Annotated in this window: 25 protein-coding genes, 2 tRNA genes and 4 pseudogenes; 25 read left to right on the forward strand and 6 right to left on the reverse strand. The window is 42.7% G+C overall.

Annotated elements, in window-relative coordinates:
• Nucleotides 1–139: 139 nt before the first annotated feature.
• Nucleotides 140–1126: pseudogene (locus Selli1_RS01965) on the forward strand (MFS transporter); the annotation flags it as partial.
• Nucleotides 1060–1341, forward strand: a pseudogene (locus Selli1_RS01970) (ATP-binding protein); the annotation flags it as partial. The pseudogenes Selli1_RS01965 and Selli1_RS01970, both read left to right, overlap by 67 nt.
• A 184-nt stretch (nt 1342–1525) precedes the next feature.
• Here Selli1_RS01970 and Selli1_RS01975 read toward each other — a convergent pair.
• From Selli1_RS01975 to Selli1_RS02000, 6 genes are all read right to left on the reverse strand, one after another.
• Complete coding sequence (locus Selli1_RS01975; protein WP_005946862.1) at nt 1526–1765, reverse strand: helix-turn-helix domain-containing protein; 240 nt, start codon at nt 1763–1765, stop codon at nt 1526–1528.
• 4 nt (nt 1766–1769) lie between these two features.
• Nucleotides 1770–2189, reverse strand: a complete 420-nt coding sequence (locus Selli1_RS01980) for an RNA polymerase sigma factor (RefSeq protein ID WP_174717635.1) — start codon at nt 2187–2189, stop codon at nt 1770–1772.
• Nucleotides 2190–2380: 191 nt separating this feature from the next.
• Nucleotides 2381–3766: an MATE family efflux transporter gene (locus Selli1_RS01985; RefSeq protein ID WP_070421216.1), complete on the reverse strand. Its 1386-nt coding sequence runs from the start codon at nt 3764–3766 to the stop codon at nt 2381–2383.
• Nucleotides 3767–3841: 75 nt separating this feature from the next.
• On the reverse strand, nt 3842–4402 hold the full coding sequence (locus Selli1_RS01990) for a TetR/AcrR family transcriptional regulator (protein ID WP_008728836.1): 561 nt from the start codon (nt 4400–4402) through the stop codon (nt 3842–3844).
• A 23-nt stretch (nt 4403–4425) separates the two neighbouring features.
• The gene (locus Selli1_RS01995; protein WP_265325972.1) at nt 4426–5112 is read right to left on the reverse strand and encodes a class I SAM-dependent methyltransferase; all 687 of its coding nucleotides are present in this window, start codon (nt 5110–5112) and stop codon (nt 4426–4428) included.
• Between the two features lie 275 nt (nt 5113–5387).
• The gene (locus tag Selli1_RS02000) at nt 5388–6023 is read right to left on the reverse strand and encodes a type II toxin-antitoxin system RelB family anti-toxin (protein ID WP_070421218.1); all 636 of its coding nucleotides are present in this window, start codon (nt 6021–6023) and stop codon (nt 5388–5390) included.
• A gap of 496 nt (nt 6024–6519) precedes the next feature.
• Between Selli1_RS02000 and Selli1_RS02005 the strand changes: the two genes are divergently transcribed.
• From Selli1_RS02005 to Selli1_RS02110, 23 genes and pseudogenes are all read left to right on the forward strand, one after another.
• Complete coding sequence (locus Selli1_RS02005) at nt 6520–7581, forward strand: replication initiation factor domain-containing protein (RefSeq protein ID WP_256756141.1); 1062 nt, start codon at nt 6520–6522, stop codon at nt 7579–7581.
• Nucleotides 7581–7784 carry an excisionase gene (locus Selli1_RS02010; RefSeq protein ID WP_002610247.1) on the forward strand — a complete coding sequence of 68 codons (204 nt, stop codon included), beginning with the start codon at nt 7581–7583 and terminating at the stop codon, nt 7782–7784. The genes Selli1_RS02005 and Selli1_RS02010 overlap by 1 nt, the downstream gene beginning before the upstream one ends.
• 78 nt (nt 7785–7862) lie before the next feature.
• Complete coding sequence (locus tag Selli1_RS02015) at nt 7863–9056, forward strand: site-specific integrase (RefSeq protein WP_070421219.1); 1194 nt, start codon at nt 7863–7865, stop codon at nt 9054–9056.
• 198 nt (nt 9057–9254) lie between these two features.
• Nucleotides 9255–9494: a helix-turn-helix transcriptional regulator gene (locus tag Selli1_RS02020; protein WP_281872203.1), complete on the forward strand. Its 240-nt coding sequence runs from the start codon at nt 9255–9257 to the stop codon at nt 9492–9494.
• A 309-nt stretch (nt 9495–9803) separates the two neighbouring features.
• Nucleotides 9804–9926, forward strand: a pseudogene (locus tag Selli1_RS18755) (transposase); the annotation flags it as partial.
• On the forward strand, nt 9921–10460 hold the full coding sequence (locus tag Selli1_RS02025) for a nitroreductase (protein ID WP_281872255.1): 540 nt from the start codon (nt 9921–9923) through the stop codon (nt 10458–10460). The pseudogene Selli1_RS18755 and the gene Selli1_RS02025, both read left to right, overlap by 6 nt.
• A gap of 61 nt (nt 10461–10521) precedes the next feature.
• On the forward strand, nt 10522–10860 hold the full coding sequence (locus Selli1_RS02030; protein ID WP_281846031.1) for an arginase family protein: 339 nt from the start codon (nt 10522–10524) through the stop codon (nt 10858–10860).
• Between the two features lie 74 nt (nt 10861–10934).
• On the forward strand, nt 10935–12068 hold the full coding sequence (locus Selli1_RS02035; RefSeq protein ID WP_087255606.1) for a glycerate kinase family protein: 1134 nt from the start codon (nt 10935–10937) through the stop codon (nt 12066–12068).
• Between the two features lie 108 nt (nt 12069–12176).
• Nucleotides 12177–12515: a winged helix-turn-helix domain-containing protein gene (locus Selli1_RS18445; RefSeq protein ID WP_455567205.1), complete on the forward strand. Its 339-nt coding sequence runs from the start codon at nt 12177–12179 to the stop codon at nt 12513–12515.
• Between the two features lie 265 nt (nt 12516–12780).
• A complete protein-coding gene (locus tag Selli1_RS02045) occupies nt 12781–12945 on the forward strand; it encodes a hypothetical protein (protein WP_191433914.1) in 165 nt (54 codons plus the stop codon).
• 245 nt (nt 12946–13190) lie between these two features.
• Nucleotides 13191–14243 (forward strand): inorganic phosphate transporter, encoded by a 1053-nt coding sequence (locus Selli1_RS02050; RefSeq protein WP_087169138.1) that lies wholly within the window; start codon nt 13191–13193, stop codon nt 14241–14243.
• A gap of 21 nt (nt 14244–14264) precedes the next feature.
• Complete coding sequence (locus tag Selli1_RS02055) at nt 14265–14888, forward strand: DUF47 domain-containing protein (RefSeq protein ID WP_087169139.1); 624 nt, start codon at nt 14265–14267, stop codon at nt 14886–14888.
• Between the two features lie 73 nt (nt 14889–14961).
• Nucleotides 14962–15033, forward strand: a tRNA-Glu gene (locus tag Selli1_RS02060).
• Nucleotides 15034–15087: 54 nt separating this feature from the next.
• Nucleotides 15088–15159, forward strand: a tRNA-Cys gene (locus Selli1_RS02065).
• Between the two features lie 161 nt (nt 15160–15320).
• Complete coding sequence (locus Selli1_RS02070; protein ID WP_140398867.1) at nt 15321–15497, forward strand: YfhO family protein; 177 nt, start codon at nt 15321–15323, stop codon at nt 15495–15497.
• Between the two features lie 134 nt (nt 15498–15631).
• Entirely contained in the window at nt 15632–16066 is a 435-nt protein-coding gene (locus Selli1_RS02075; RefSeq protein ID WP_281872205.1) for a sensor histidine kinase, read from the forward strand.
• Nucleotides 16059–16694 carry a hypothetical protein gene (locus tag Selli1_RS02080; protein ID WP_242960238.1) on the forward strand — a complete coding sequence of 212 codons (636 nt, stop codon included), beginning with the start codon at nt 16059–16061 and terminating at the stop codon, nt 16692–16694. The genes Selli1_RS02075 and Selli1_RS02080 overlap by 8 nt, the downstream gene beginning before the upstream one ends.
• A gap of 283 nt (nt 16695–16977) precedes the next feature.
• Nucleotides 16978–19275 carry a cation-translocating P-type ATPase gene (locus Selli1_RS02085; protein WP_281872208.1) on the forward strand — a complete coding sequence of 766 codons (2298 nt, stop codon included), beginning with the start codon at nt 16978–16980 and terminating at the stop codon, nt 19273–19275.
• A 28-nt stretch (nt 19276–19303) separates the two neighbouring features.
• Nucleotides 19304–19920: pseudogene (locus Selli1_RS02090) on the forward strand (winged helix-turn-helix domain-containing protein).
• Between the two features lie 21 nt (nt 19921–19941).
• Entirely contained in the window at nt 19942–20808 is an 867-nt protein-coding gene (locus tag Selli1_RS02095; protein ID WP_191433916.1) for an EamA family transporter, read from the forward strand.
• 44 nt (nt 20809–20852) lie between these two features.
• A complete protein-coding gene (locus Selli1_RS02100; protein ID WP_087253110.1) occupies nt 20853–21686 on the forward strand; it encodes an undecaprenyl-diphosphate phosphatase in 834 nt (277 codons plus the stop codon).
• Between the two features lie 169 nt (nt 21687–21855).
• The gene (locus Selli1_RS02105; RefSeq protein ID WP_087253112.1) at nt 21856–22047 is read left to right on the forward strand and encodes a hypothetical protein; all 192 of its coding nucleotides are present in this window, start codon (nt 21856–21858) and stop codon (nt 22045–22047) included.
• A 518-nt stretch (nt 22048–22565) separates the two neighbouring features.
• Nucleotides 22566–23321, forward strand: coding sequence for a PEP/pyruvate-binding domain-containing protein (locus Selli1_RS02110; RefSeq protein WP_281872211.1), 756 nt, complete (start codon nt 22566–22568; stop codon nt 23319–23321).
• Nucleotides 23322–23342 lie beyond the last annotated feature (21 nt).

Raw genomic sequence — 23342 nt, forward strand, 5'->3', positions numbered from 1 at the left:
AGCCAGCTATTGGTAAATTTATTTGCCAACCCCGCCGCCCGAATAGCCGTATAGATAAGGTTCGGCATATGTTCCACAAGTTAGCTTAACAGCTTGCAAAAGTCATATAAAATGAGATTTGAAAGGAGAATGTAACTTCATGTTTGCTAAAAATTCAAAGGCATATTCTGTCTACCTGCTGTTCCGATTTGTCTGTTCCCTGGCGGTTTCTATGTCCACAGTGCTTTCCATCGTGTACCACCTGGAGGTGGTGCAGCTGGATGCTTTCCAGCTTGTCCTGGTAGGGACGGTTCTGGAGACCTCCTGCTTTCTGTTCGAGATGCCCACCGGTGTGGTGGCGGATTTGTATAGCCGTCGGCGCTCGGTGCTGATTGGAATGTTCCTCTACGGCCTGGGCTTTCTGATGGAGGGTGCGCTACCGTGGTTCGCGCCGGTTCTGCTGGCCCAGGTTGTCTGGGGTTGCGGTGATACCTTCATCACCGGCGCTCTGGAGGCGTGGATTGCCTCGGAGGAAGAGGACAAACCCATAGACAAGGTGTTCCTGCGGGGCAGTCAAATGGGGCAAATCGGCGGCGTTCTGGGCGTGGTGCTGGGCACACTGCTGGGAAACATAAACCTGCAAATGCCTCTCATCTTGGGGGGCAGTTTGTGCTTGTTGTTGGGGCTGGTGATGGTTCGCATCATGCCAGAAACCAACTTCTCCCCTGCTATTGAGGAACGGCAGGGCTTGCTTAAAGACTTTGTCTGCCTGTTCAAGCTCAACCTGGGCTTTGTGAAAGGCGCACCTGTGTTGCTGGCGCTCTTAGCAATCACACTATGCGGGGGACTTGCCAGTGAAGGCTTTGACCGGCTCTCCACCGCTCATTTTCTGGATGACACGGTAATACCCGTTATCGGGCCGCTGAACAGCGTCACTTGGTTCGGTGTTATCAGTCTTATCGGCAACGGCTTAGGTATTCTGGCTTCTCAGTTGCTCATCGCCCGCATGGAGAAAAAAGGGACTGTCAGCCGAACCAGTGTGGTCATGTCCACCAGTGCCGGGTATATCCTGTGCCTGGTTATTCGTTCAGCGCTAGTGCGTTTATCAGAATTTATGAAGATAGAATTGAGCTTGTTTCTATTGGCGGACTGATGCCGGGAATTGAACTGGAAGATATAATGGAGGGAATTTCTGTTTGCAGAAACCAGGATCTTGCAAATGTATTTTATCGGCTTCATTTAATAGAGGCTTACGGTACAGGAATGGAAAAAATTATGAAAGCATATGAAGGCATGAAGGAAAAGCCTGAGATTCAAACTACGAAAAATACTTTTAAGATCATACTTCCAAATGTTAATATAAATTTTATATCTGATTTTTGATTATCCGCATAAACACTATACTTTCAAACATTTTGAAGTATAGAAAACTATTCATTTTACCACGAATTTACCACGATTGAATGAGCCTTGATATGACACAAAAACAACATGGGAGATAGCACAAATATCTGTGTATCTCCCGTTTTTCATTCATGTAGTATGATTATTTTACTCTGATTTCAAATTTCAAGATTGCTTTCATCATTTCTGTATGGATTTGACCTTTTAATTCTTCATCAACCTGCATAATGATTTTACCACTTTCAGAGTGGTAAAACGGACGCAAGCATAATTTACAGATATAAGCGTCATAAAACTTCAAAATCTCTCTTATGGCAGTTTCATTTCCAGCAGACGCTTGACATATTACTTTTAATGTAGGGTAGCCATATTCTTTTTTCATTGGTTCAATTCCTTTCTTTCAATACTGTTTTTAGTTTCTTCAATCCGTTACTTCTTCTGCGATAAATAGCAGAACGTGATACATGATATAATTCGGCTATTTCTTGGTCGCTCATACTTTGAAAATAGCGTAATAGAATTACATCACGCTCTTTATTCGATAACTTATATAAAGCAACAGCAAGTTTCTCATTTGATATTTGAATTGTAAAATTCAAGACTTCAAACGAAATGTAATCACAAGAATAGTTATCCTTAGTTACACATTCAACATTTTTCGTATCTGATAATTCACAGAATAAAACTTCACGCTTAGAACGTCTTGCAAACTGTCTGTTTCTGTTTTTTACTGTGCATTTAATAACAGTCATCATCAAAGCATTAAACTGTATTCTAACGATATGCTCGAAAGAAGTTGGGTTCATAATCTCACCTCCTTTCCGCATACGCTGAAATATATAAACGGAGATACCGTCTATATCTTTGGAAAATACAGAAAGAAGAACAAGAAAAAAGTCCGTACAAAATATACCGTCTGTACGAACTTTTAATATTGTAAAATATTTAGTTGTTGATAAAATGCTGTTAGGTAGTGCATAATCGTATAAGATTATTCCTAAAACTTTCCACAGCAGTTACTTTCAATGCTTTTATATCTTGCTTTTTTAGTCCTATCATAAAGTTTTCCATATAACCGCTTAATAATTTGATTACTTGTTAAAATAGTTATAATGCAGGCGACTATGTGACTGATTAAAATCGCTATCCAAACACCATTTAAATTTTCTGCCAGCCAAGATAATAGATAGGCAAAAGGAATACGAATAATAATATAGTAGAATATCATTAGTATCATACTTTTTGTTGGTTTTCCTATACCATTTAAAGTACCTAAGTAGCAACTAGTAATAGTGTAAAGAACATAACCGATACTAACAATTAAAAAATAATGGCTGACAACATTTGTTACAGTTACGTTGGAAACAAACAATTTTGCCAACTGTTTAGAGAAGAAAATAACAACTGCTGATAATACACTTGAAACAACAATACCATATTTTAACGCCAATTTCAGATAATTCTTTGCTCTGTCGATACGTTGTGCTCCAATACATTGCCCTACGATTGAAGTCAACACCATATTAAGAGCCATAGCAGGATAAAATAATATCATTTCTAATTTTCCAGCAACTCCGTAGCCAGCAATAGCAGAAATACTATAAGTACTAACAATAGCAGTTAAAAATGTTGTACTAATAGCAGGAATACTTTGTTGAATGACAGACGGCACAGCATTTTTTACAAACGGCATAATCTCTTTTGTATCAAAATCAGATAGTGAAAGGTTAAATAATTTTTTGCGATAAATATAAATGCACATAAACGCCAAACAAATAATCTGTGATATTAAGGTTGCGATTGCCGCTCCGTGAAATCCAATTATGTTAATGAAAATAGGATCTAAAATAGCATTCAATAAAGTAGACACAAGCATTGCAACTGCTTGAAACATAGTATTGCCAAAACTTCTTAAAATGGCTGTAAAGTATAAATACAAATAAACTGCTACATATCCCAAAGCATATATAGATAAGTAATTTTTTGCCATATCAAAAATTTCAGTCGGTGTATTTAAAACTATCAAAATAGGCTCTAAAAAAATCTCCAACACAATTGTCATAAACACTGAAAGAATTATAGATACAAAAAAAGAAGTAACTATAATATTCTTTTTCTTTTGCTCATTTTTCGCACCAATTACCTGTGACAATAGAATGGCTAACCCGTTTGTCGCTCCCATACCAATTGAAGTTAAGATTAAAATAATAGGTGTCGAGTTTGTTAACGCTGCGTATGCCTGCTCACCTAACAAATTTCCAATCCAAAGACTGTCTACGAGATTATATGCCATATTTAAAAACATAGCTATTATCATAGGAACAGTCATTTCAAGTAAACATTTTTTTGTGTTTCCGTTTACAAAATCAATATTTTTGTTCATTTTAATTCCTCCTATTGAATGAAAATTATTCATTTAATTTATTTAAATATTCCCTGCCTTTTGGCAGGGGAAGATTTAAAGCCTAAACAAGTCCCTAAAAAATGCCTTTATCCGTGAACTCTTTTCTTTAATTGATATATCGGTATTTAAAATAATTCCTAGTTGTCCATATATACAAAAACTGGCATACATTTCAACATCATTGACTTGTATTTCATTTGTGTAATTTGCTCTTTCAATAATTTCAGATACAATAGGAAAAAGTTTTTCACATACATTCAATGTTAATAAATTATGGAAATTTTTATTTTGGTTATTATGAAAAACTGGATAATATGTATCATCTTCTTGTTCTGCAAAAAGTATCATCTTCCGCAAAATATCTTTTAAACTATCCTTTTTTATATTTATATTTTTTGTCATATTGGCGACTAAAATATTTGAATATTCATTGATAGCAGACTGAAAAAGTACATCTTTTGATGGGAAATATCTATAACATAATCCTTGTGCTATTCCAATTTCTTTTGCTATGTCTGATATTGAAGTTTTTTCAAACCCATTTACACTAAATAATTTAATGGCTGTTTCTAAAATTTCTTGTTTACGTTCCTCTGGTTCTTTTGAAATACGCATTGTTTTCTTTCCTTTCTTGCGGTTTAATTATTGTATGCTATAATTAAACAAGATCTTGTGCCAAAAGATTTCCATTCAATTTCGTGGAAGTCTTTTGATAATAATAACAACATTTCCTTTTTTGAATAAATCTTTACATCTCCACTATTGCTGTGTTTCATATAGTAATTCATTATCTGTCTTGCTCCGATTGGTTGCCAACAATCACCGATAATGAATACTCCATTTTGCTTTAAACACCTAGACACTTCTTTCTCTACAATATCTGGTTGTGGATAATGATGAAATGAGTCATTACATACAATGGCGTCAAAAGAACTATCTTCAAAAGGTAATCTCTCAGAATCGCCTAAGATAAGTGTTGCATCATTTCCTAGTTTATTTTCTGCAATTTCAAGCATATTGGGAGATATATCTATTCCAAATAGTTGTTCTGCTATATTTAATTCTTTTATTTCTTTAAGTAACGCACCCGTTCCACAACCTAAATCTAATATAGAATGTATATTCTTATTTTTTAAATTTTCTATAATCGGCTTATAGAGTTTTCGAGCATGTTCTCCCTGAATATTTGTATCATAATCGGCAGCTTGCTTATCAAAAGTCTTTTGTGATTTTTGTTTCGTAATATTCATGTAATCAACTCCTTTCACTAAAATTATATCTCGTGAATGAACGATTGTCAATGAATAAAATTCATTGAATTTCATTCATTTCAAAGACGTGTATCTCTGATTTAAAATACACGCCTTTTTGATTACCCTACAATCTTCCAGTTACTATTCCTTATATAGCCCAAACTTGTACCGTGACAATTTCATTGATATTATCCGATTTACCACAAATCAAATTTTATCTTTTCTTCCTCTTGATTACCCTCCACAGAAAAGAAAAAGCCCTGTCAAGAGCCTTGCCACCATTGGTGGTGCTTTGCACTCTTTACTGGGCTTTTTGTTTGCTGTATCTTCTACAAAGAGGAAAAAAGTTATTCGTCCTCATCATCAAAATGGTTATTTTTCAATACTTCCCGTAATAATTCCATATCTTCTTTTGCATTTGGGTTTATCATTTTTACGACTTGATAAGGTGTCCTATATTTATGTCCCTCTATGCTTTCCCCGAACATATCCATGCTGTATAAATCATCATAGCGGTCTAACAGTTTTTGAAATTTCAAATGCTGGATAAATTCTTTGATTGGATAAAGGTCGGACGCTACAATACTTTTCCCGTTGATGTAGTCGGTAATATATTCCCGTAACTTTTCCAACTCATATTCCAGCCATTCTTCCTCGCTGTCAAAGAAGTTGTCATAATGTCCATGTTTTAGTTCTGCATTTAATCGTTCTTCAATTCTTAAAAACTGGCAGACTTCCTTTTCGGCTTGATTAACATACTTCCATTCTCCCGATAATAATTCATTGGGCGTTACTCCCAGCACGTCCATTATCTTCTCTAACGTATCAAAGGTAGGATAATTCACGCCACGTTCAATCTTGGAAAGGCTCTGCATATTGATACCGATTTTATCCGCAAGTTCTTGTTGTTTCATTCCTCTGTGTTTTCTTATGGTTTGTATGTTCTCTCCTAAGAAACTAACTTTCTTTTCATAATGCTCCATAACTTAGTATAACCGCTCCTTTCGTTGCTTTTCTTGGTATTTATAAGCATATCATACTTAATATATATCTAAAAGTCAACAAAAACTTCTTGACAAGTAATTCTAATGGCGTTATTATCATATCAGTTAGAGTGATTAAGCACACTAGGGTCAATCACACGCTTAAGTAAGCATAGAAAAGATATATTTTCACTTTGATAGCATGAATAAGCATGGACTATCAGACCGAAAATAAGGTTTCTGACTGGGGCTGTTCCGTTTAGCCACGAGCCTTACAAGGCTCGTGAGCGTTAAGAACGGATCAGACACAGGAAGAAAGGGAACGCCTTTAGGCGTTCGTAAAGGGCGTATATGTAACACCGCCCTGCGCATACATGTCATAGTACCTAGAAACTGTGATAAATAAAGGAAAAAACACGATTTTTACCCCGCAAAAAAACGGGAAGTACGAAAGGAGTAATGCACTATAACTACACACAAAAATTTATCCGTTAAGATTGATTACATCAGCATTGTATTTGAAACCGCAACCGCAGAAGATGTCATCATGCACATTTTAGGTTTACCGACTGACATTTTCAATGTCTATCCGGCAAGCGTTAAATTCAAGACTTATCAAGCACGCTGGCAGATTGGAGATATTTATGTATCAGGGGACGCAAGAAAGACAGAGGACAACCCACAAGGGCTAGGCTGTTATCTTGTTATGACTGGCAGAGGGTGTGATGATATTTTCCGTATTCTCGACAGTAGGAATTATACCTTTGGGGATATGTTCAAACATTGTGAGCGAAGATACGGACTGGATAATTTCCATTTCACAAGGCTTGATATTGCCATTGATGATAAGAACGAAAAGCCATTCTTTACCATAGAGCAGATAAAGAAGAAATGCGAAAAAGAGGAATTTATCTCGAATAGTGAGGGCTACCACTTTGATGAAAGCAAGTTTGATGATTTCGACACCGCAAAGACTGTTTATATCGGTGCTGGTAAATCGGGATTGTCTTACCGCTTTTATGACAAGGATAAGGAAGTATGTTCAAAACATAATAAGACACTTAATGAAGTCGGCAGTTGGAAACGGACAGAAATGCAACTGCGTGATGATAAGGCTCATGTCTTTGCCATGACATTCAAAGACAGACCGCTGGAACTTGGGAAACTGGCTTTCGGGTTATTGGCAAACAACCTACGCTTTGTTGTGCCAAACAGAAACGAAAGTAATAAAAGCAGATGGAAAACGTGTCGGTTTTGGGAACGCTTTTTAGGGGCTGTGGAAGTCTTGAAACTGCAAGTACCAAAACAGCAAAATTCCCTTGAGGAAACACAGCAATGGCTCACAGAGGGTGGCGTGATTTCTGCTGTCAAAAGTTTTTATTTCTTGGAAGAACATGACGCATTAGGTGGACTGGAACGGGTGGGAACTATGCTTGATAAGGCAAGATACAGCACTTCCCTTTCCAGTAAACTGACCGCCCATTTACAGAGGATAAACCGCACCGACCTTATCCCCTATATCCAGTATGACACGAAACATGGGAAAGGGGGTATCTGATGAATAACAACGATATTCCCGTATGGGAAAAATACACCCTTACCATTGAAGAAGCGTCAAAATATTTCCGTATCGGAGAAAACAAGCTAAGACGCTTGGCAGAGGAAAACAAGGACGCTGGCTGGCTCATTATGAATGGCAACCGCATACAGATTAAACGCCGACAGTTTGAAAAGGTCATTGATAAATTGGACGCAATCTAATGCAAATGAGCCTTGTATGTGTTATGATGAACACAAGTCATATCAAGGCTCTTTCCAACAAGGAAAGGAGCAGACACCATGAAAGAAAAAAGACGGGATAGCAAAGGACGTATCCTGCATACTGGAGAGAGCCAACGAACAGACGGGAAATACTTATATAAATATGTGGACGCATTTGGAAACACAAAATATGTGTATGCCTGGAGATTGACACCCACAGACCCGACACCAAAGGGAAAACGGGAAAAACCCTCACTTCGAGAACTGGAACAGCAGATAAGACGGGATATTGAGGACGGTATCGACAGCACAGGCAAGAAAATGACGCTTTGCCAACTTTACGCCAAACAGAACGCACAGAGGGCAAACGTGAAGAAAAGCACACAGAAACAACGGGAACAACTCATGCGGTTATTAAAAGAGGACAAGTTAGGTGCTAGGAGCATTGACACAATCAAGCTCTCTGACGCTAAGGAATGGGCGTTACGCATGAAAGACAAAGGCTTTTCCTACAATACCATTAACAATTATAAACGCTCATTAAAAGCGTCATTCTATATCGCTATACAAGACGATTGTGTAAGGAAAAATCCCTTTGATTTCAAGTTGAGTGAAGTCCTAGAAAATGATACCAAAGAGAAAGTCGCATTGACAGAAGAACAGGAACAAGTCCTACTGTCATTCATCAAGACGGACAATGTGTATCACAAGTATTATGATGATGTGCTGATACTGTTAAAGACTGGACTTCGTATCTCGGAACTGTGCGGACTGACAATCATGGACGTTGATTTTATCCATGAGGTTGTAGTTATCGACCACCAGTTACTAAAGAGCAAGGAACAAGGCTATTATATTGAAACGCCTAAGACAAAAAGCGGAACAAGGCAAGTGCCATTAAGCAAAGAAACGATACAAGCATTTCAACGAGTGATGAAGAAACGCCCAAAGGCAGAACCATTTGTGATAGACGGACGGGGCAACTTCCTATTTGTCAATCAGAAAGGCAAGCCGAAAGTTGCCATTGATTACAACGCCTTATTTGTCCGTATGGTAAAGAAATACAACAAGCACCATAAGGATAACCCCTTGCCACATATCACACCACATACGCTACGCCATACGTTCTGCACAAGACTGGCAAGCAAGAACATGAACCCGAAAGATTTACAGTATATCATGGGACATTCAAATATCAGTATCACAATGAACTGGTACGCTCATGCGTCCATAGATACCGCAAAATCAGAGGTTCAGCGTCTAATCGCATAAGAAGTATTTACCACGATTTTAACCACGTTTGATAGCGAAAATATAAGAAGATAGACCTAGATATGTGAGGTTTACCACAAAAGCAAAATGCCCGTAGAGCCTATAAAATAAGGCTTTGCGGACATTTAAGAAGATATAAAAAGATAGTCAAAAAGACATATATAATTTAATGCAAAATATATGTTAGAAAATTCTTCTGTGTGGACGACAAAAACAGATACAAATTCTATCATGGAGACAGAAGCCTCATTAAGTGAAGCAGAAGAAAAAATTTTGGAATATGTCCGGGAGCATGGCGTTATTACTAAAAATGATGTGATCAGTTTACTTGAGGTGAGTGCGTCGACAGCTTCCAGAACTCTCAGAAAAATGGTGAAAAATAATCTGCTAAAGCAGAATGGGAAAGCGAGAAGTACGAACTATACTATTATAAAATAAAGAGAGAGTGATACAATGTAACGGTTCTCCACCATACGCAACAGGATCATTCGAGGCGATAAAAAGCGGATACGTTTTCCGGTATGCGACCGCCTCGCGTGGTAGAGCATGCGGCTGTTAACCACAGTGTCGTTGGTTCAAGTCCAACAGGGGGAGCTCACAAAGGGGTTATCGGGAAATAGATAGTCCAAATCAGGGGCAGATGTGACTCATACGAGTCACATCTGCCCCTGAAATTTATCCTCTAAAAAGAGAAAAAGATGGCTAACGACAACCATCTTCCTCTCCGTTCCATGTTATAATGGAACTATGCTAAAACAAGATTATTATAACGATTTTTTTGAAATTGGGCAACAAAAAATTAACTTCAGTTTCTTCGAATTGAGTTTACCCGACGACGATCCAGTCTATACCCTAAAAAACGTGATGGAATTTATAGCAGACAATAAAGAATTACTAACTTTGATGGAAACACGTAGAAGTATCCGTAAATTTGGACCTGATATGGTTCCGAAAGATGTGATCGATCAGATTATTAAAGCAGGTACATATGCGGCTACAGGGATGAATAAACAGTCGCCGATCATTATTGCGGTAACGAATAAAGAGATGCGTGATAAACTTTCCCGGCTAAACGCAGAAATCATGGGAACAAAAAGCGATCCATTCTATGGGGCACCAGTCGTATTGATCGTTCTTGCAGATAAAAACTGGGTGAATCGTGTTTATGATGGAAGCCTTGTGATGGGAAATCTTATGCTTGCAGCGCATGCATTAGGGATAGGAAGCTGTTGGATCCACAGGGCAAAAGAGGAATTTGAACGTCCGGAAGGACTGGAGATTCTTAAATCTTTGGGAATTGAAGGCGAATATGAAGGTATCGGCCACTGCGTACTTGGATATGTAAAGGGTAATTACCCGAAAACACCGCCGAGAAAAGAAAACTGGGTGTATTATATAGATTAAATCATATCAAATATTTAGAGTAGATCATCAGCTTTATAGAAAAGTGTAAGAGGTGACAAATATGAGTGCAAGATCAGAAAAAACATCTACATTGAGAATGGTGATTCCCCAGCGGCAGGGAGGTGTAAATCCAGACTATGTATTCGGTTCGGAACTTTTGGAGCGTATAGCCCCTCCTGATCCGGAAGCTGAAACAGTCAGAATACATGTTGATACAGCTTTTGACAATGATCTGAACAAAGTGGATGGAATTGATGGCGGAGATATTCTGCGGCGCCAAATGAGAGAAACAAGAGATATTTTACAGGAAAAGGCACCTGACAAAGTGATTGTTTTTGGCGGTGACTGCTCAGTGACTGGATGGAAATTTGACCCGAAGAAGCCTTGTCTGGTAAGATAATACTATAAATGAAAAGAAGGAAGCATGGATCCTGAATGCCGGGGAAGCATGCTTTCTTTGGCAGGAGGAATGATATGAAAGTTGTAGCAGCGATTGATTCGATGAAAGGGAGCATTGGTTCCATAGAGGCGGGAACGGCGGCAAAGGCCGGAATCAGAAAGGTATGCCGGGCGGATGTTGTCATAAAACCTGTAGCGGACGGAGGAGAGGGAACAACGGAAAGCATGATCGAAGGACTGGGTGGAGAATACCGTGAAGTCCGTGTGACAGGGCCGGACGGGAAGCATGTAACAGCAAAATACGGGATACTGCCGGATGGAGAGACGATTGTGATGGAGATGGCGGAGGCGGCCGGAATCACGCTTATTCATCCGGACAGTCTGGATCCGTGGAATGCCACAAGTTTTGGCGTAGGAGAGATGATTCGGGATGCAGTGGAAAAAGGAGGAAGAAAATTCATTATCGGAATCGGGGGCAGTGCGACGACAGACGGGGGAGCAGGGATGCTTCAGGCGCTTGGGTACCGATTTCTGAATGCGGAAGGAAGACAGATCGCCGGAGGGATCGGTGAACTTGACCGGATCGTCAGAATTGACACAAGCCTGGCAATGCCGGAACTCAAGGAATGTTCCTTCCGGATTGCGTGTGATGTGAAAAATCCGCTTTGCGGTGAAAACGGTGCGGTATATGTATATGGCCCGCAGAAGGGAGTCAGGGCGGAAGAAAGAGCGGTTCTGGACGAGAAGATGAAGCATTATGCAGGGATGACAAAAATGTATCTGGGAAAAGACCATAGTGAGGAAGAAGGAGCAGGAGCCGCGGGAGGACTCGGATTTGCTTTTATCAGCTATATGCCGGATGCGGTCCTAAAACCGGGTATTGATATCATTATGGAAGCAGTCGGTCTGGAAGAAGAGATCCGCGACGCGGATCTTGTGATTACCGGCGAGGGAAGACTGGATTCGCAGACCGCGATGGGAAAGGTACCAGTGGGTGTGGCGAAACTTGCGAAAAAATACGGGAAAAAAGTCATTGCTTTTGCAGGAAGCGTGACAGACGATGCAGGGGCCTGCAATGAGGCGGGGATTGACGCATTTTTCCCGATTGTCAGAGGAATTACTACTCTGGAAGAAGCAATGGAGCCGGAGCGGGCCCGGAAAAATATGGAACTGGCTGTCGAACAGGTATTCCGGCTGATCTGCGGTTAGAAAATATCCGGAAAAGAGAATATTTTGCCGTATTGCTGGATCTGATGCTGCCGGGAAAAAAGCGGGTTTGATATCTGCAGAGCGATCAGGGCTCAATCCGATGTTCCGATTCTTCTTGTCACTGCAAAAAAAGAGGATATAGATAAAATCAAAGGGCTCGGGCTCGGGGCGGATGACTATATTGTAAAGCCGTTCAGCCCTGTAGAGCTGACGGCCCGGATAAAAGCGCATATGCAAATCAGGCTTCTTTTGTTTCTGGCCGGAAATCCGGATATCGTCTTTACAAGAGAGCGGATTTTTGACCATGTCTGGGGAACAGAAGCTGTAGGAGACATGTCGACAGTCACGGTACATATCAATAAATTGAGAGAGAAAATAGAAGATGACCCGTCCGACCCGCAGTATACACAGACTGTATGGGGAGTCGGGTATCGGTTTAAAAAGTAAATCCTATTGAACAGCCGGGGATGCCTTTTGGGTATTCCCGGCTATTTTATACAGGTATTGGACAGAGCCGGTGAGAGGCACTATACTTATTTGAGGATTCTTCGGTCTTTGACCGATATCGAATATAAGAAATGAGAGAGAGGCTTGGAGCAGAAACTATTATTTACAAATAAGCAGCTGAGAAATATGATACTGCCCCTCGTGATGGAGCAGTTTTTGCTGATGCTGGTGGGGGCTTTCGGATACGTTTATTGTCAGCCAGTGCATGGGTGCGGGCGATATCGAACAGGCAGAACAGTACTTTAAACGGTTGATGAAGAGCTCGCTGGTGATTGCGCTTGCCATGTGTATGGACTGGCTGAGCAGAGCAGTCGTGTTCCAGGTACGGTTCAGGAGAGGAAAGTGGAAAACATTTCACGTGATTTCATGACCCTGAAATGGGAAGTTTGTTTGAAACGGGACAGAAAATGTGTGTTAAGTCGAAAGTGATAAAAACTTTCGATTTAACGCATTTTTTTTGTAGATCTTACCATATGAAAAATTCTTGTAAGAGAACGGGCGCAATGTTATATTTGAGTTAAGACTGTGTAAAGAAAAAATCAAATAGAAAGCTCATAAAAAGTATACAGTCGAAATTTATTAAAAGAAGAAAAGGATGGGTAAAGGAAGAGACTTATGGATGTTTCATTTTTCAGCTTTTTTCAGCAGGTCACGTCAAATCCGGTACTTTTGATCACCGTGCTTCTTACAATGGGGGTCATTTTCGTAAACGGATGGACGGATGCACCGAACGCGATTGCCACCTGTATTGCCACAAGGTGTATGCGGGTGAGGCCTGCAATTATGATGAGCGCTGTCTTTAATTTCCTTGGAGTACTTGTGATGACCGGGATCAACAGCTCGGTTGCGTCCACAATCAGCAATATGGTGGACTTTGGAGGAGAGACAGACAAGGCGCTGGTAGCTCTTTGCGCGGCATTGTTTTCCATTGTTGTATACAGTGTTGCGGCTTCTGTTTTTGGAATTCCTACCAGCGAAAGCCACAGCCTTATTGCCGGACTTACCGGCGCGGCGATTGCGATTCAGAACGGATTGTCCGGTGTAAACGGCGCGGAATGGGTTAAGGTGCTTTACGGACTTGTACTGAGTCTGGCGCTCGGATTTTTTTCGGGCTGGATCATCTGCAAGGTGATTGCGGCTCTCTGCGCATCTATGGACCGGCGCAGGACATCGTCATTTTTTAAAGGCGCACAGATTTTCGGCGCGGCATTTATGAGCTTTATGCACGGAGCGCAGGATGGACAGAAATTTATCGGTGTGCTGTTTCTTGGAATCGCTTTCTGCAACGGACAGTCCAGTGTGGAAGGCATGGGGATTCCGATATGGCTGATGCTGCTTTGCAGTGCCGTTATGGGAATCGGGACAAGCGTAGGCGGTGAGAAGATTATAAAATCTGTCGGAATGGATATGGTCAAGCTTGAGAAGTTCCAGGGATTTTCAGCGGACCTTGCAGGCGCGTTCTGTCTGCTGCTTTCCAGTGTGTTTGGAATTCCGGTTTCCACAACACATACAAAGACCAGCGCAATTATGGGCGTCGGCGCGGTAAAAAGACTTTCCGCAATCAATTTCGGCGTAGTAAAGGACATGATGCTGACCTGGGTATTTACGTTCCCGGGATGCGGACTGATCAGTTTTGTCATAGCAAAGCTGTTCATGGCACTCTTTTAGAAGAAGTAGGAGGAAGTAAAAATGGCAAAGAATCGGGATTCATTTTATTTTGAAACATTTACAGCCTGTGCGGAAATTTCCTGTCAGGCGGGACATATGCTTGTAGGAATTCTCAGAGACTTCAGACCGGAAAAGCTGGAGGAGTATCTGGACGAGATGCACAAGATAGAAAACAGTGCGGACATGAAAAAGCACGATATGCTGGACAGACTTGCAAAAGAGTTTATCCCTCCGATTGAAAGAGAGGACATCATTGCTCTGAGCCAGCGGATTGACGATATCACAGACAAGATTGAGGATGTGCTCCTGAGAATCTATATGAATAATATCACTGAGATTGAAGATGATGCCCTTCAGATGCTGGATATTATTATCCGCTGCTGTGAAAAGGTGACAGAGCTTACAAAAGAGTTTGCAGATTTCCGGCATTCCAAAAAGCTGAAAGAAGTCATTATCCAGATTAATGACCTGGAAGAAGAGGCGGACCGCTGCTTTATGAAGAGCATGCGGAAGCTCCATGCCGAGTGCCAGAATCCGCTGCATATCATAGCATGGAGAGAGATCTACATCTATCTTGAGCGGTGCGCGGATACTTGTGAACATGCCGCAGATGTGGTAGAAAGTGTAGTTATGAAAAATTCTTAAAAAAAGGCTTGCTTTTTTTGAGAGGGTATGATAATATAATCCTCGGCACTGCGATAGCGGTGCCAAGAAATAAGGCTCCGTGGTCAAGCGGTTAAGACATCGCCCTTTCACGGCGGTAACACGGGTTCGATTCCCGTCGGAGTCATTTTTGAAAAAGGCTTGCATTTTTCAGAAAATATGATAATATAATATAGTGTACGGCGCAGTAGCCAAGTGGTAAGGCATAGGTCTGCAACACCTCGATTCACCGGTTCAAATCCGGTCTGCGCCTCTCTAAAGAGCCCGTATTTACGGGCTTTTTTCTATTTTCTGAGTATCATTTCTTAATATTTAAAAATTGTTTAAAAAATCCATATGAAGTTATTAGATCTATCCGTTAGACTACACATCAGAAACAAGTGAGAGAAAAACTCTTATTACGGAGGAATTACAGTGAAAGCCAGAGATTGCCGGATTAAAAGTGTAACGGATAACAGACAGAAGCAGATACACAGTCTGCTGGCCGCTTTTTTCTTTCCTGTTCTGACCTGTTGTATCGGATTTGCAGCAGTGGGCATATTTCCGTTTGGATCCAGATCGGCGCTGATCATAGATGGTGTACACCAGTAGCTGGGCTTTTATGAAGAATTTCTGCATCAGATCGGACAGGGAGTATGGTGGACATTTTCCGGCCATGCGATGGGATATAGTTTTTACAGTTTGTTTTCCTATTATCTCAGCAGTCCGTTCAACTTTTTGATCCTTTGTGGGACCGGAAAGATCTGGAGCTGGAAGTAGATGTGGAGGAACGCGTACTGGTACAGGCAGATCCGAGCCTGATGGAGCTCGTCTGGAACAACCTGATATCCAAAGCAATCAAATTTACAGAGCCGGGAGGAAGCGTGATGATCCGGCAGAAAACAAGGGACAAAGTGGTGGAAGTAGAAATCCGCGACGCCGGATGTGGCATGAGCCGGGAAAGTGTGCGCCACATTTTCGATAAATTTTATCAGGGAGACACATCCCATTCCAAAGAAGGAAACGGGCTGGGGCTTGCACTTGTAAAACGCGTCCTTGTACTCATGGACGGGGAAATCTCCGTCAAAAGCGAAGAAGGAAAAGGAAGCACATTTAAGGTGATTCTTCCAAAAGCAGAACAAACCAGAGAACAGGCGGAGGTGGAACGAAACAATGAATGAAAACAAAGAAAACAACCGGTTCATCGGATACGAATATAAACAAGTAGTAGCAGAGCCGGGGCAAATCTCATTTTTAATAGACGGATACATGAATTTCGGATGGGAAATCGATGAAAATGTACAGGATATCCGTATGGAATACTACGGATCACATACAAAATCCCATCATCACAGAAAAAGCATCATCCGGATGAAACGGGACCGGAAGATTATCAATAAGATGGAACTCACCAGACTACAAAGAAATTTCGAAGCCTATGTAGAAGAAATCCGGCATCTGGAAAAAGAAAAAACCTCACTTCCATCCATCGTTGCAATCACAACCGGAATCATAGGAACCGCATTTATGGCAGGATCAACATTCGCTGTCACAGCAAACCCGCCGCACATCGTACTGTGCATCCTTCTCGCCATTCCAGGATTCCTGGGCTGGATTCTGCCGTACTTCCTTTACAAAAAAGGAGTACGCAGACAAACAGAAAAAATCTCACCACTCATAGAAGAAAAATACGACGAGATTTACGAAATCTGCGAAAAAGGCAGCAAACTCATTTCATCGGGGACGTGTTCCGATGCACAGGTACACGACGTAAATGAGCAAAAAACGCTCAAAACCCGCATAAAATAAGGGGAAACACGAATTTTCAGATTTTTTTCATCGGGGACAGGTTCCGACGCGTCGGAACACGTCCCCGATAATTGTTGTATGTATGGTTTTTGGCTGATATAATGTGGTTGAAATTGCATTTTTGTATGATTTCTGTTATGATAGAATTCCGTGTGAGTGTGCTTCTGACGGGAGTGGAGAGGACACGGGAAGAGTTTAGAAATTGTTTAAGAATTCATAAAAATTTGTTTAGTCGAAGATGCTAGTCTTTGAGAGAGAAAAGTAGTGCAGGAGGCGTAGTGTGATGAGTGAGAATCTGTCTGGGCTGTCGGCCCGGGAAGTGGAGGAACGGAAGGCCTGTGGTGAGGGTGGTACCGGAGCCGCAAAGATTACGAAAACGAAGCCGCAGATTGTGCGGGAGAATCTTTGTACGTTGTTCAACTTTCTGAACTTTTTAATTGCGGTGCTACTGTTTTTGGTGGGGGCATATTCGAATATGCTGTTCATCGCGATTATTATTCTGAATATTGTGATTGGGATTGCGCAGGAGTTCAAGGCGAAGAAGCTTGTGGACGAGCTGTCGATTCTGAACCGTCCGACTGTGCGTGTGCGCAGGGATAACCGGGAAATGACCGTGGAGATGGAAGAGATCGTAAAGGATGATCTGATGGTGCTTGCCAGCGGTAATCAGATCTGTAATGATGCGGTCGTTGTGGATGGGATGCTTGAGGTCAATGAGTCTCTTCTGACCGGTGAGAGTGATGCTGTTGTCAAGGAACAGGGAGCGGAGCTTTTTTCGGGAAGTTCTGTTATTTCCGGTAAGGCATATGCGAGAGTAACCCATGTCGGGAATGAAAACTATGCGACGAAACTTGCAAATGAAGTAAAGCAGGAAAAGCAGATTCATTCGGAGCTTCTTGGTTCCATGCGTAAAGTGACGAAATTTACGAGTTTTCTGATTATCCCGCTTGGAATTATCCTGTTCCTGGAAGCGTATTTCCTTAGAAATACTCCGGTTGATGAGGCGGTGATTTCTTCTTCGGCGGCACTTCTTGGTATGCTTCCGAAGGGACTTGTTCTTCTGATATCTGTTTCTCTGGCAGCCGGTGTCATTCGGCTTGCGAGAATGAAAATTCTTGTGCAGAATATTTATTCACTGGAGACGCTTGCACATGTGGATACCATTTGTCTGGACAAGACAGGGACGATCACAGATGGAAAGCTGAGAGTCCATTCGGTGATTCCGCTGACGGATCTGCCGGGCGGCGAGATGGATGCGCTTGTGCAGTCTTATATGGCCGCCAGTGATGACAACAATGCGACGTTTCAGGCGCTGAAAGAAAAGTTTGAGCCGAAAGCGGCGTACCGTCCGGTTCACAAGATCGCGTTTTCTTCGAAGAGAAAATGGGGATGCATCAGTTTTGAAGGTGCGGGAAGTATTTTTGTGGGCGCGCCGGAGCGGTTGATGGGAAATCTTCCGGAGAATCTGGAGTGTGAGCTGGAAAAAGGACGAAGAGTGATTATTATCGGATATTCCGGACAGACGTGGGAGAATGATAATGAGCTGCCGGCGGGAATCCGTCCGGTTTACAGTGTGATTCTGGAAGATACGATCCGGAAGAATGCCGAGGAAACGCTTGCGTTCTTTAAGAGAGAGGGCGTGGATGTCAAAGTTATTTCCGGAGACCATGTAAAGACAGTATCGATGATTGCAAAACGTGCCGGACTGGAGAGATGGGAAGATGCCATCGATCTGTCCACGCTTGGCGAAGATCTGGATTATGATATGCTCTGCCGGAGATATGCTGTTTTTGCCAGAGTGACGCCGAAGCAGAAGCAGGAGCTTGTGCTGGCGCTGAAGCGTCAGGGCCATCAGGTGGCGATGACAGGCGACGGAGTCAATGACCTGCTGGCACTGCGTGAGGCGGACTGCTCGATTGCAGTTGCGGACGGAAGTGACGCAAGCCGCCAGATTGCGCAGATAGTGCTTCTGGATTCCGACTTTACGAACCTTCCACATGTTGTTATGGAAGGCCGGAAGGTCATCAACAACGTAACGAGAACAGCGCAGGTATTCTTTATCAAGACGATCTATTCTGTACTGGTATCGTTTTTCTGTCTGATTACGAATAAGGCGTTCCCGTTTATTCCGATTCAGATCACGCTGATCGATGCCTGCATCGAGGCATATCCGTCCTTCGTATCGATTGTGGAGTCGGATATAAGGAGAATCCGCGGGAAATTCCTCCCGACGGCACTTTCCCATGCCGCACCGTTTGGTATTACGGTTGCATGTATGATTGCGGTATTTACGCTGCTTGCGCCGTTTGGCACTGAGGAAAGACAGACGGTGATGTATCTTCTGCTGATTCTGATTTCCATGCTGGCAGTGATCAAGAGCTGTATCCCGCTTACTCCGCTCAGACTGTTTGTCTGCGTGACCATGGTCGGCGGTACGCTCCTGGCTCTTGCACTGTTCCCGTCTCTGCTTGAGATTGTCGCAGTTACCATGCCGATGGCGGTCACGGTTCTGATCGGCGCAGCTGTCTGCTTTGCGGTGATTCTGATTCTGGAGCAGCTGCGGAAGGCAAAAATGAAATAGAGATATGTTTCCCATAGGAGGAACTGATATGACGAAGATTCTGATTGTGGAGGATGATGAAAAAATTGCCTGGCTGGAAAAAGATTATCTGGAGAGCAATGGATATGAAACCGTGTTGTTAGATGACGGGAGATCCGGGATCAGATCGATATTCCGATCCTGATGGTGACAGCCCGCACCGAGGCCGTGGATGTGATCCGCGGCCTCGGACTGGGCGCTGATGACTATATTACAAAACCTTTTGATCCGTCTCAGCTGGTGGCGCGGGTACGCTCCCATCTGAAGCAGTACGAACGGCTGACATCCGGGTGCGGCAGGGAGGAGCGGAACAAGGGAGATAAGATCACGATCCAGTACGTGGTGATCGAGCCAAAGACCTGGAAAGTATGGAAACATGGTGTGGAACTGAAAATCCCGAACCGGGAGTTTGAGCTGCTTCGGTTCCTTGCAGAAAATCCAAATATCGTGTTTTCAAAAGAAGAACTTTTTGAAAAGATATGGGGATTTGAGTATGTATCCGATGCGGCGACGGTATCGGTTCATGTGAACCGTCTGAGAGAGAAAATTGAGGATGATGCCAGAAATCCGAAGATCATCGAGACGGTGTGGGGTGCTGGTTACCGGTTAAATGACCGGGAATCCTGATAGAGAAAGAAGGAATGTCTGATGTGGCTTTTGTATGCTGTGGGTTCTGCTTTTTTTGCGGGGGTCACGTCCATTCTGGCAAAATGCGGAATCAGGAAAACCGATTCTACTGTAGCCACAGCGGTACGGACGATCGTGATCCTGATTTTTTCGTGGGTGATTGTAGGAATTGTAGGATCGGCAGATGAGATTTCATTGATTGATGCGAGAACGCTTGTCTTTCTGATTCTGTCCGGCGCGGCCACGGGAGCATCGTGGCTCTGTTATTTTAAGGCGCTGCAGACAGGGGATATCAACAAGGTTGTTCCGATCGACAAGTCCAGTACAGTGCTGACAATCCTGCTTGCCCTGATCTTTCTGCAGGAAGGAATCTCAATTCCGAAAGCGGCAGCGGTAATTGTGATTGCGGCCGGAATTTTTCTGATGATCGAGAAAAAGGATGTGGAGATTAAAGATTCCAGGGGCGGTGCAGGCTGGATTCTCTATGCGGCAGGATCCGCAGTATTTGCAAGTCTTACGGCGATCCTCGGAAAGGTCGGGATCTCCGGCGTGGAATCCAATCTCGGCACAGCAATCCGTACCTGTGTGGTGCTTGTGATGGCCTGGCTTATGGTGGGAATCCGGAAAAAGCAGCAGGAAGTCCGGCAGATTCCGAAAATAGAGCTGATCTTTATCTGTTGCTCCGGGATCGCTACAGGAGCTTCATGGCTCTGCTATTACCGGGCTCTTCAGGAAGGCCCGGCCAGTATTGTGGCTCCTGTTGACAAGCTGAGCGTGCTTGTGACTGTTGTATTTTCCTACTTTGTATTTGGAGAAAAGCTCAGCAGGAAAGCGGCGGCAGGACTGGTTCTGCTGACTGCAGGCACGATTGCCATGGCAGCACTTTGATACCTGAAAAAGAATCAATCAAAAAAGAAACAAGGAGAAAATAAATGGAAATTATAAAAGCAGTTTTGTTTGGAATTGTGGAGGGAATCACGGAATGGCTTCCTGTCAGCAGTACAGGACACATGATCCTTCTGGACGAGTTTGTCAAGCTGAAAGGAAGCGCGGACTTTGTCAATGTCTTTCTTGTTGTGATTCAGCTTGGCGCGATTTTTGCGGTCGTACTGCAGTTCTGGAACCAGCTGTTCCCGTTTCAGTTTAAAGACAAAAACAGACCGGTAATCGAAATGGAGAAAATGATCCTCTGGGGAAAGATCCTTCTGGCCTGCATTCCGGCAGCTGTGATCGGGATTCTGTTTGATGATGTATTTGAAGCAATGTTCTATCATGCAGTTCCGGTTGCGATTGCCCTGATTGTCTTTGGTATTGCGTTCATCGTGATTGAACGCTGGAATAAAGGGAAAAGACCGCGGATGAAGACAGTGGAGGATCTGACAATTTCGGCTGTGCTGATCATCGGAGTCTTCCAGTTGATTGCGGCAATCTTTCCTGGAACCTCCCGGTCCGGTGCCACGATTGTCGGCGCCCTGCTTATCGGTGTATCAAGAAAAGCGGCATCCGAATTTACTTTCTTCCTTGCGGTTCCGGTTATGCTTGGCGCAAGCCTTTTAAAAGTTCTTCAGTATGGATTTGCCTTTAGCGGATCCGAACTGCTGGTGCTTGCGGTCGGTATGATTACCGCCTTTCTTGTGTCTATCGTAGTTATTCGTTTCCTGATGGACTACATCAAAAAGCATGACTTCCAGGCCTTCGGATGGTACCGGATTGTTCTTGGAATTATCGTCCTGCTCTGCAGCATGGCAGGAGTGATTCAGGTATAATAAAAAAACAGATTTTTTGTGTTGCCCGGTTTGTACCGGGCAATATTTTATTAAACAGGAAACTTTGTTCTGTAGTTAATAACCGTTTATGAAAAATGCAGTCATTTTGTTCAATTGATACAGGACAAAAAAGTAAGTTGCAATTGCAATAGAGCATGGAAGTGGTGGAATGAAAAATAAGATTGCAGGTGCTTTGTTTGGTATGGCATTGGGGGATGCCATGGGAATGCCGGATGCAACGGATATCGCGGCAGATCACATCAAGGAAAGTTATATTGAGATATTGAAAAAACAAAATGATGTAGATTTCGACCATTATATCGAAGTTCTGATGAAAGGACGGGAAACCTTGGCATGTTGAAAATCCGCCGAGGTCCGATGGCTTTTCAATAATCACCTTTTTGTGTAAAGTAAAAATATATAAGAGGGCAATAAAAATCCACTGTATCGATTTCGCATTCGTACAGTGGATTATTTACCTATTCCATCCATGGGTCTTTCCTCCTTGTTTAATTGATATCTATTTAAAACTATCCTTTCTGAATAGTGTTTTCAATAATATTTCGATTACTTTGCCATTGGACTATACCTCGTTTCTTTAAAATTTAAATGTTGAACTTATGTTTTTGGTGGTCCGTCCTCCTTTTCTTTTGATGTCTTAATAATAACTCATAAATCGGGACGTGTCAATATGAAGTCAGAAAAAAATCCATATAAAATAAAAAAACCAGAATAGACAGAAAATAATTATGATAAACAAAGAAAGAGGTTAACTTCGTATTGTCCTGAGGATCAGATTTCCTGTCAGGAAGGACAGCATATCATTTTCGCTGTTTTTAGTTATAGGGACTTCTTGAGAACAGGGAGTTTACCGGTCTTATGCAGAGCGTACTGAAAACACTAGGTCAGGTCTACGGCAATCCGGTGGATATTGAGTATACAGTCAATCTGAATGAAGAAGGCGAGTTCGTAGTCAACCTTCTCCAGTGCCGGCCGCTCTATACGGGGGAGAAGGGAAGCATTACCGGGATTCCAGGACTGCCGGAGAAGGACTGCTTTTTCCGTCTCAGAGATTCCGCCATGGGGACTTCGGAGAGGGAGAAGATCGATGTGGTCATACAGATCGATGCGAAAGCCTACTATGAATATCCTTATGCGCTCAAGTCTCAGGCGGCGGAGGCAGTGGGCGCGGTCAATGCATGGTACAGAGGGAAAGGAAAGAAGATCCTACTTATGACGCCGGGAAGGGTGGGAACTTCTTCACCGGAACTGGGAGTGCCGGTGAGCTTTGCACAGATTTCCGGATTCCGGGGAATCTGTGAAGTCTCGGACAGCCGTGCGGGATATATGCCGGAGCTGAGTTACGGAAGCAATATGTTCCAGGATATGGTTGAGACGGGGATATTCTACTGTGCGCTGTGGGGCGATGACAGAACGGAGTATTATAATGAAGAACTGTTTGCCGGGCTGGAGGATCTTTTCCCGAAGATCTGTCCGGACCGGAAGGTGCTTTCAGGTATGTTCCGGGTGACGGAGCCGGAAGATTTGTGGTACTGGAATAATGAACAGACCGGGGAAACTTTGTGCGGTCTGCTGCGCCCTGAGACCAGACGGACTTTTCCTGATCGTAAATGAAACAGACGGTACGGATATGAA

Origin of the sequence: Sellimonas catena, assembly GCF_027924685.1 — a bacterium.
Lineage (GTDB): Bacteria > Bacillota > Clostridia > Lachnospirales > Lachnospiraceae > Sellimonas > Sellimonas catena.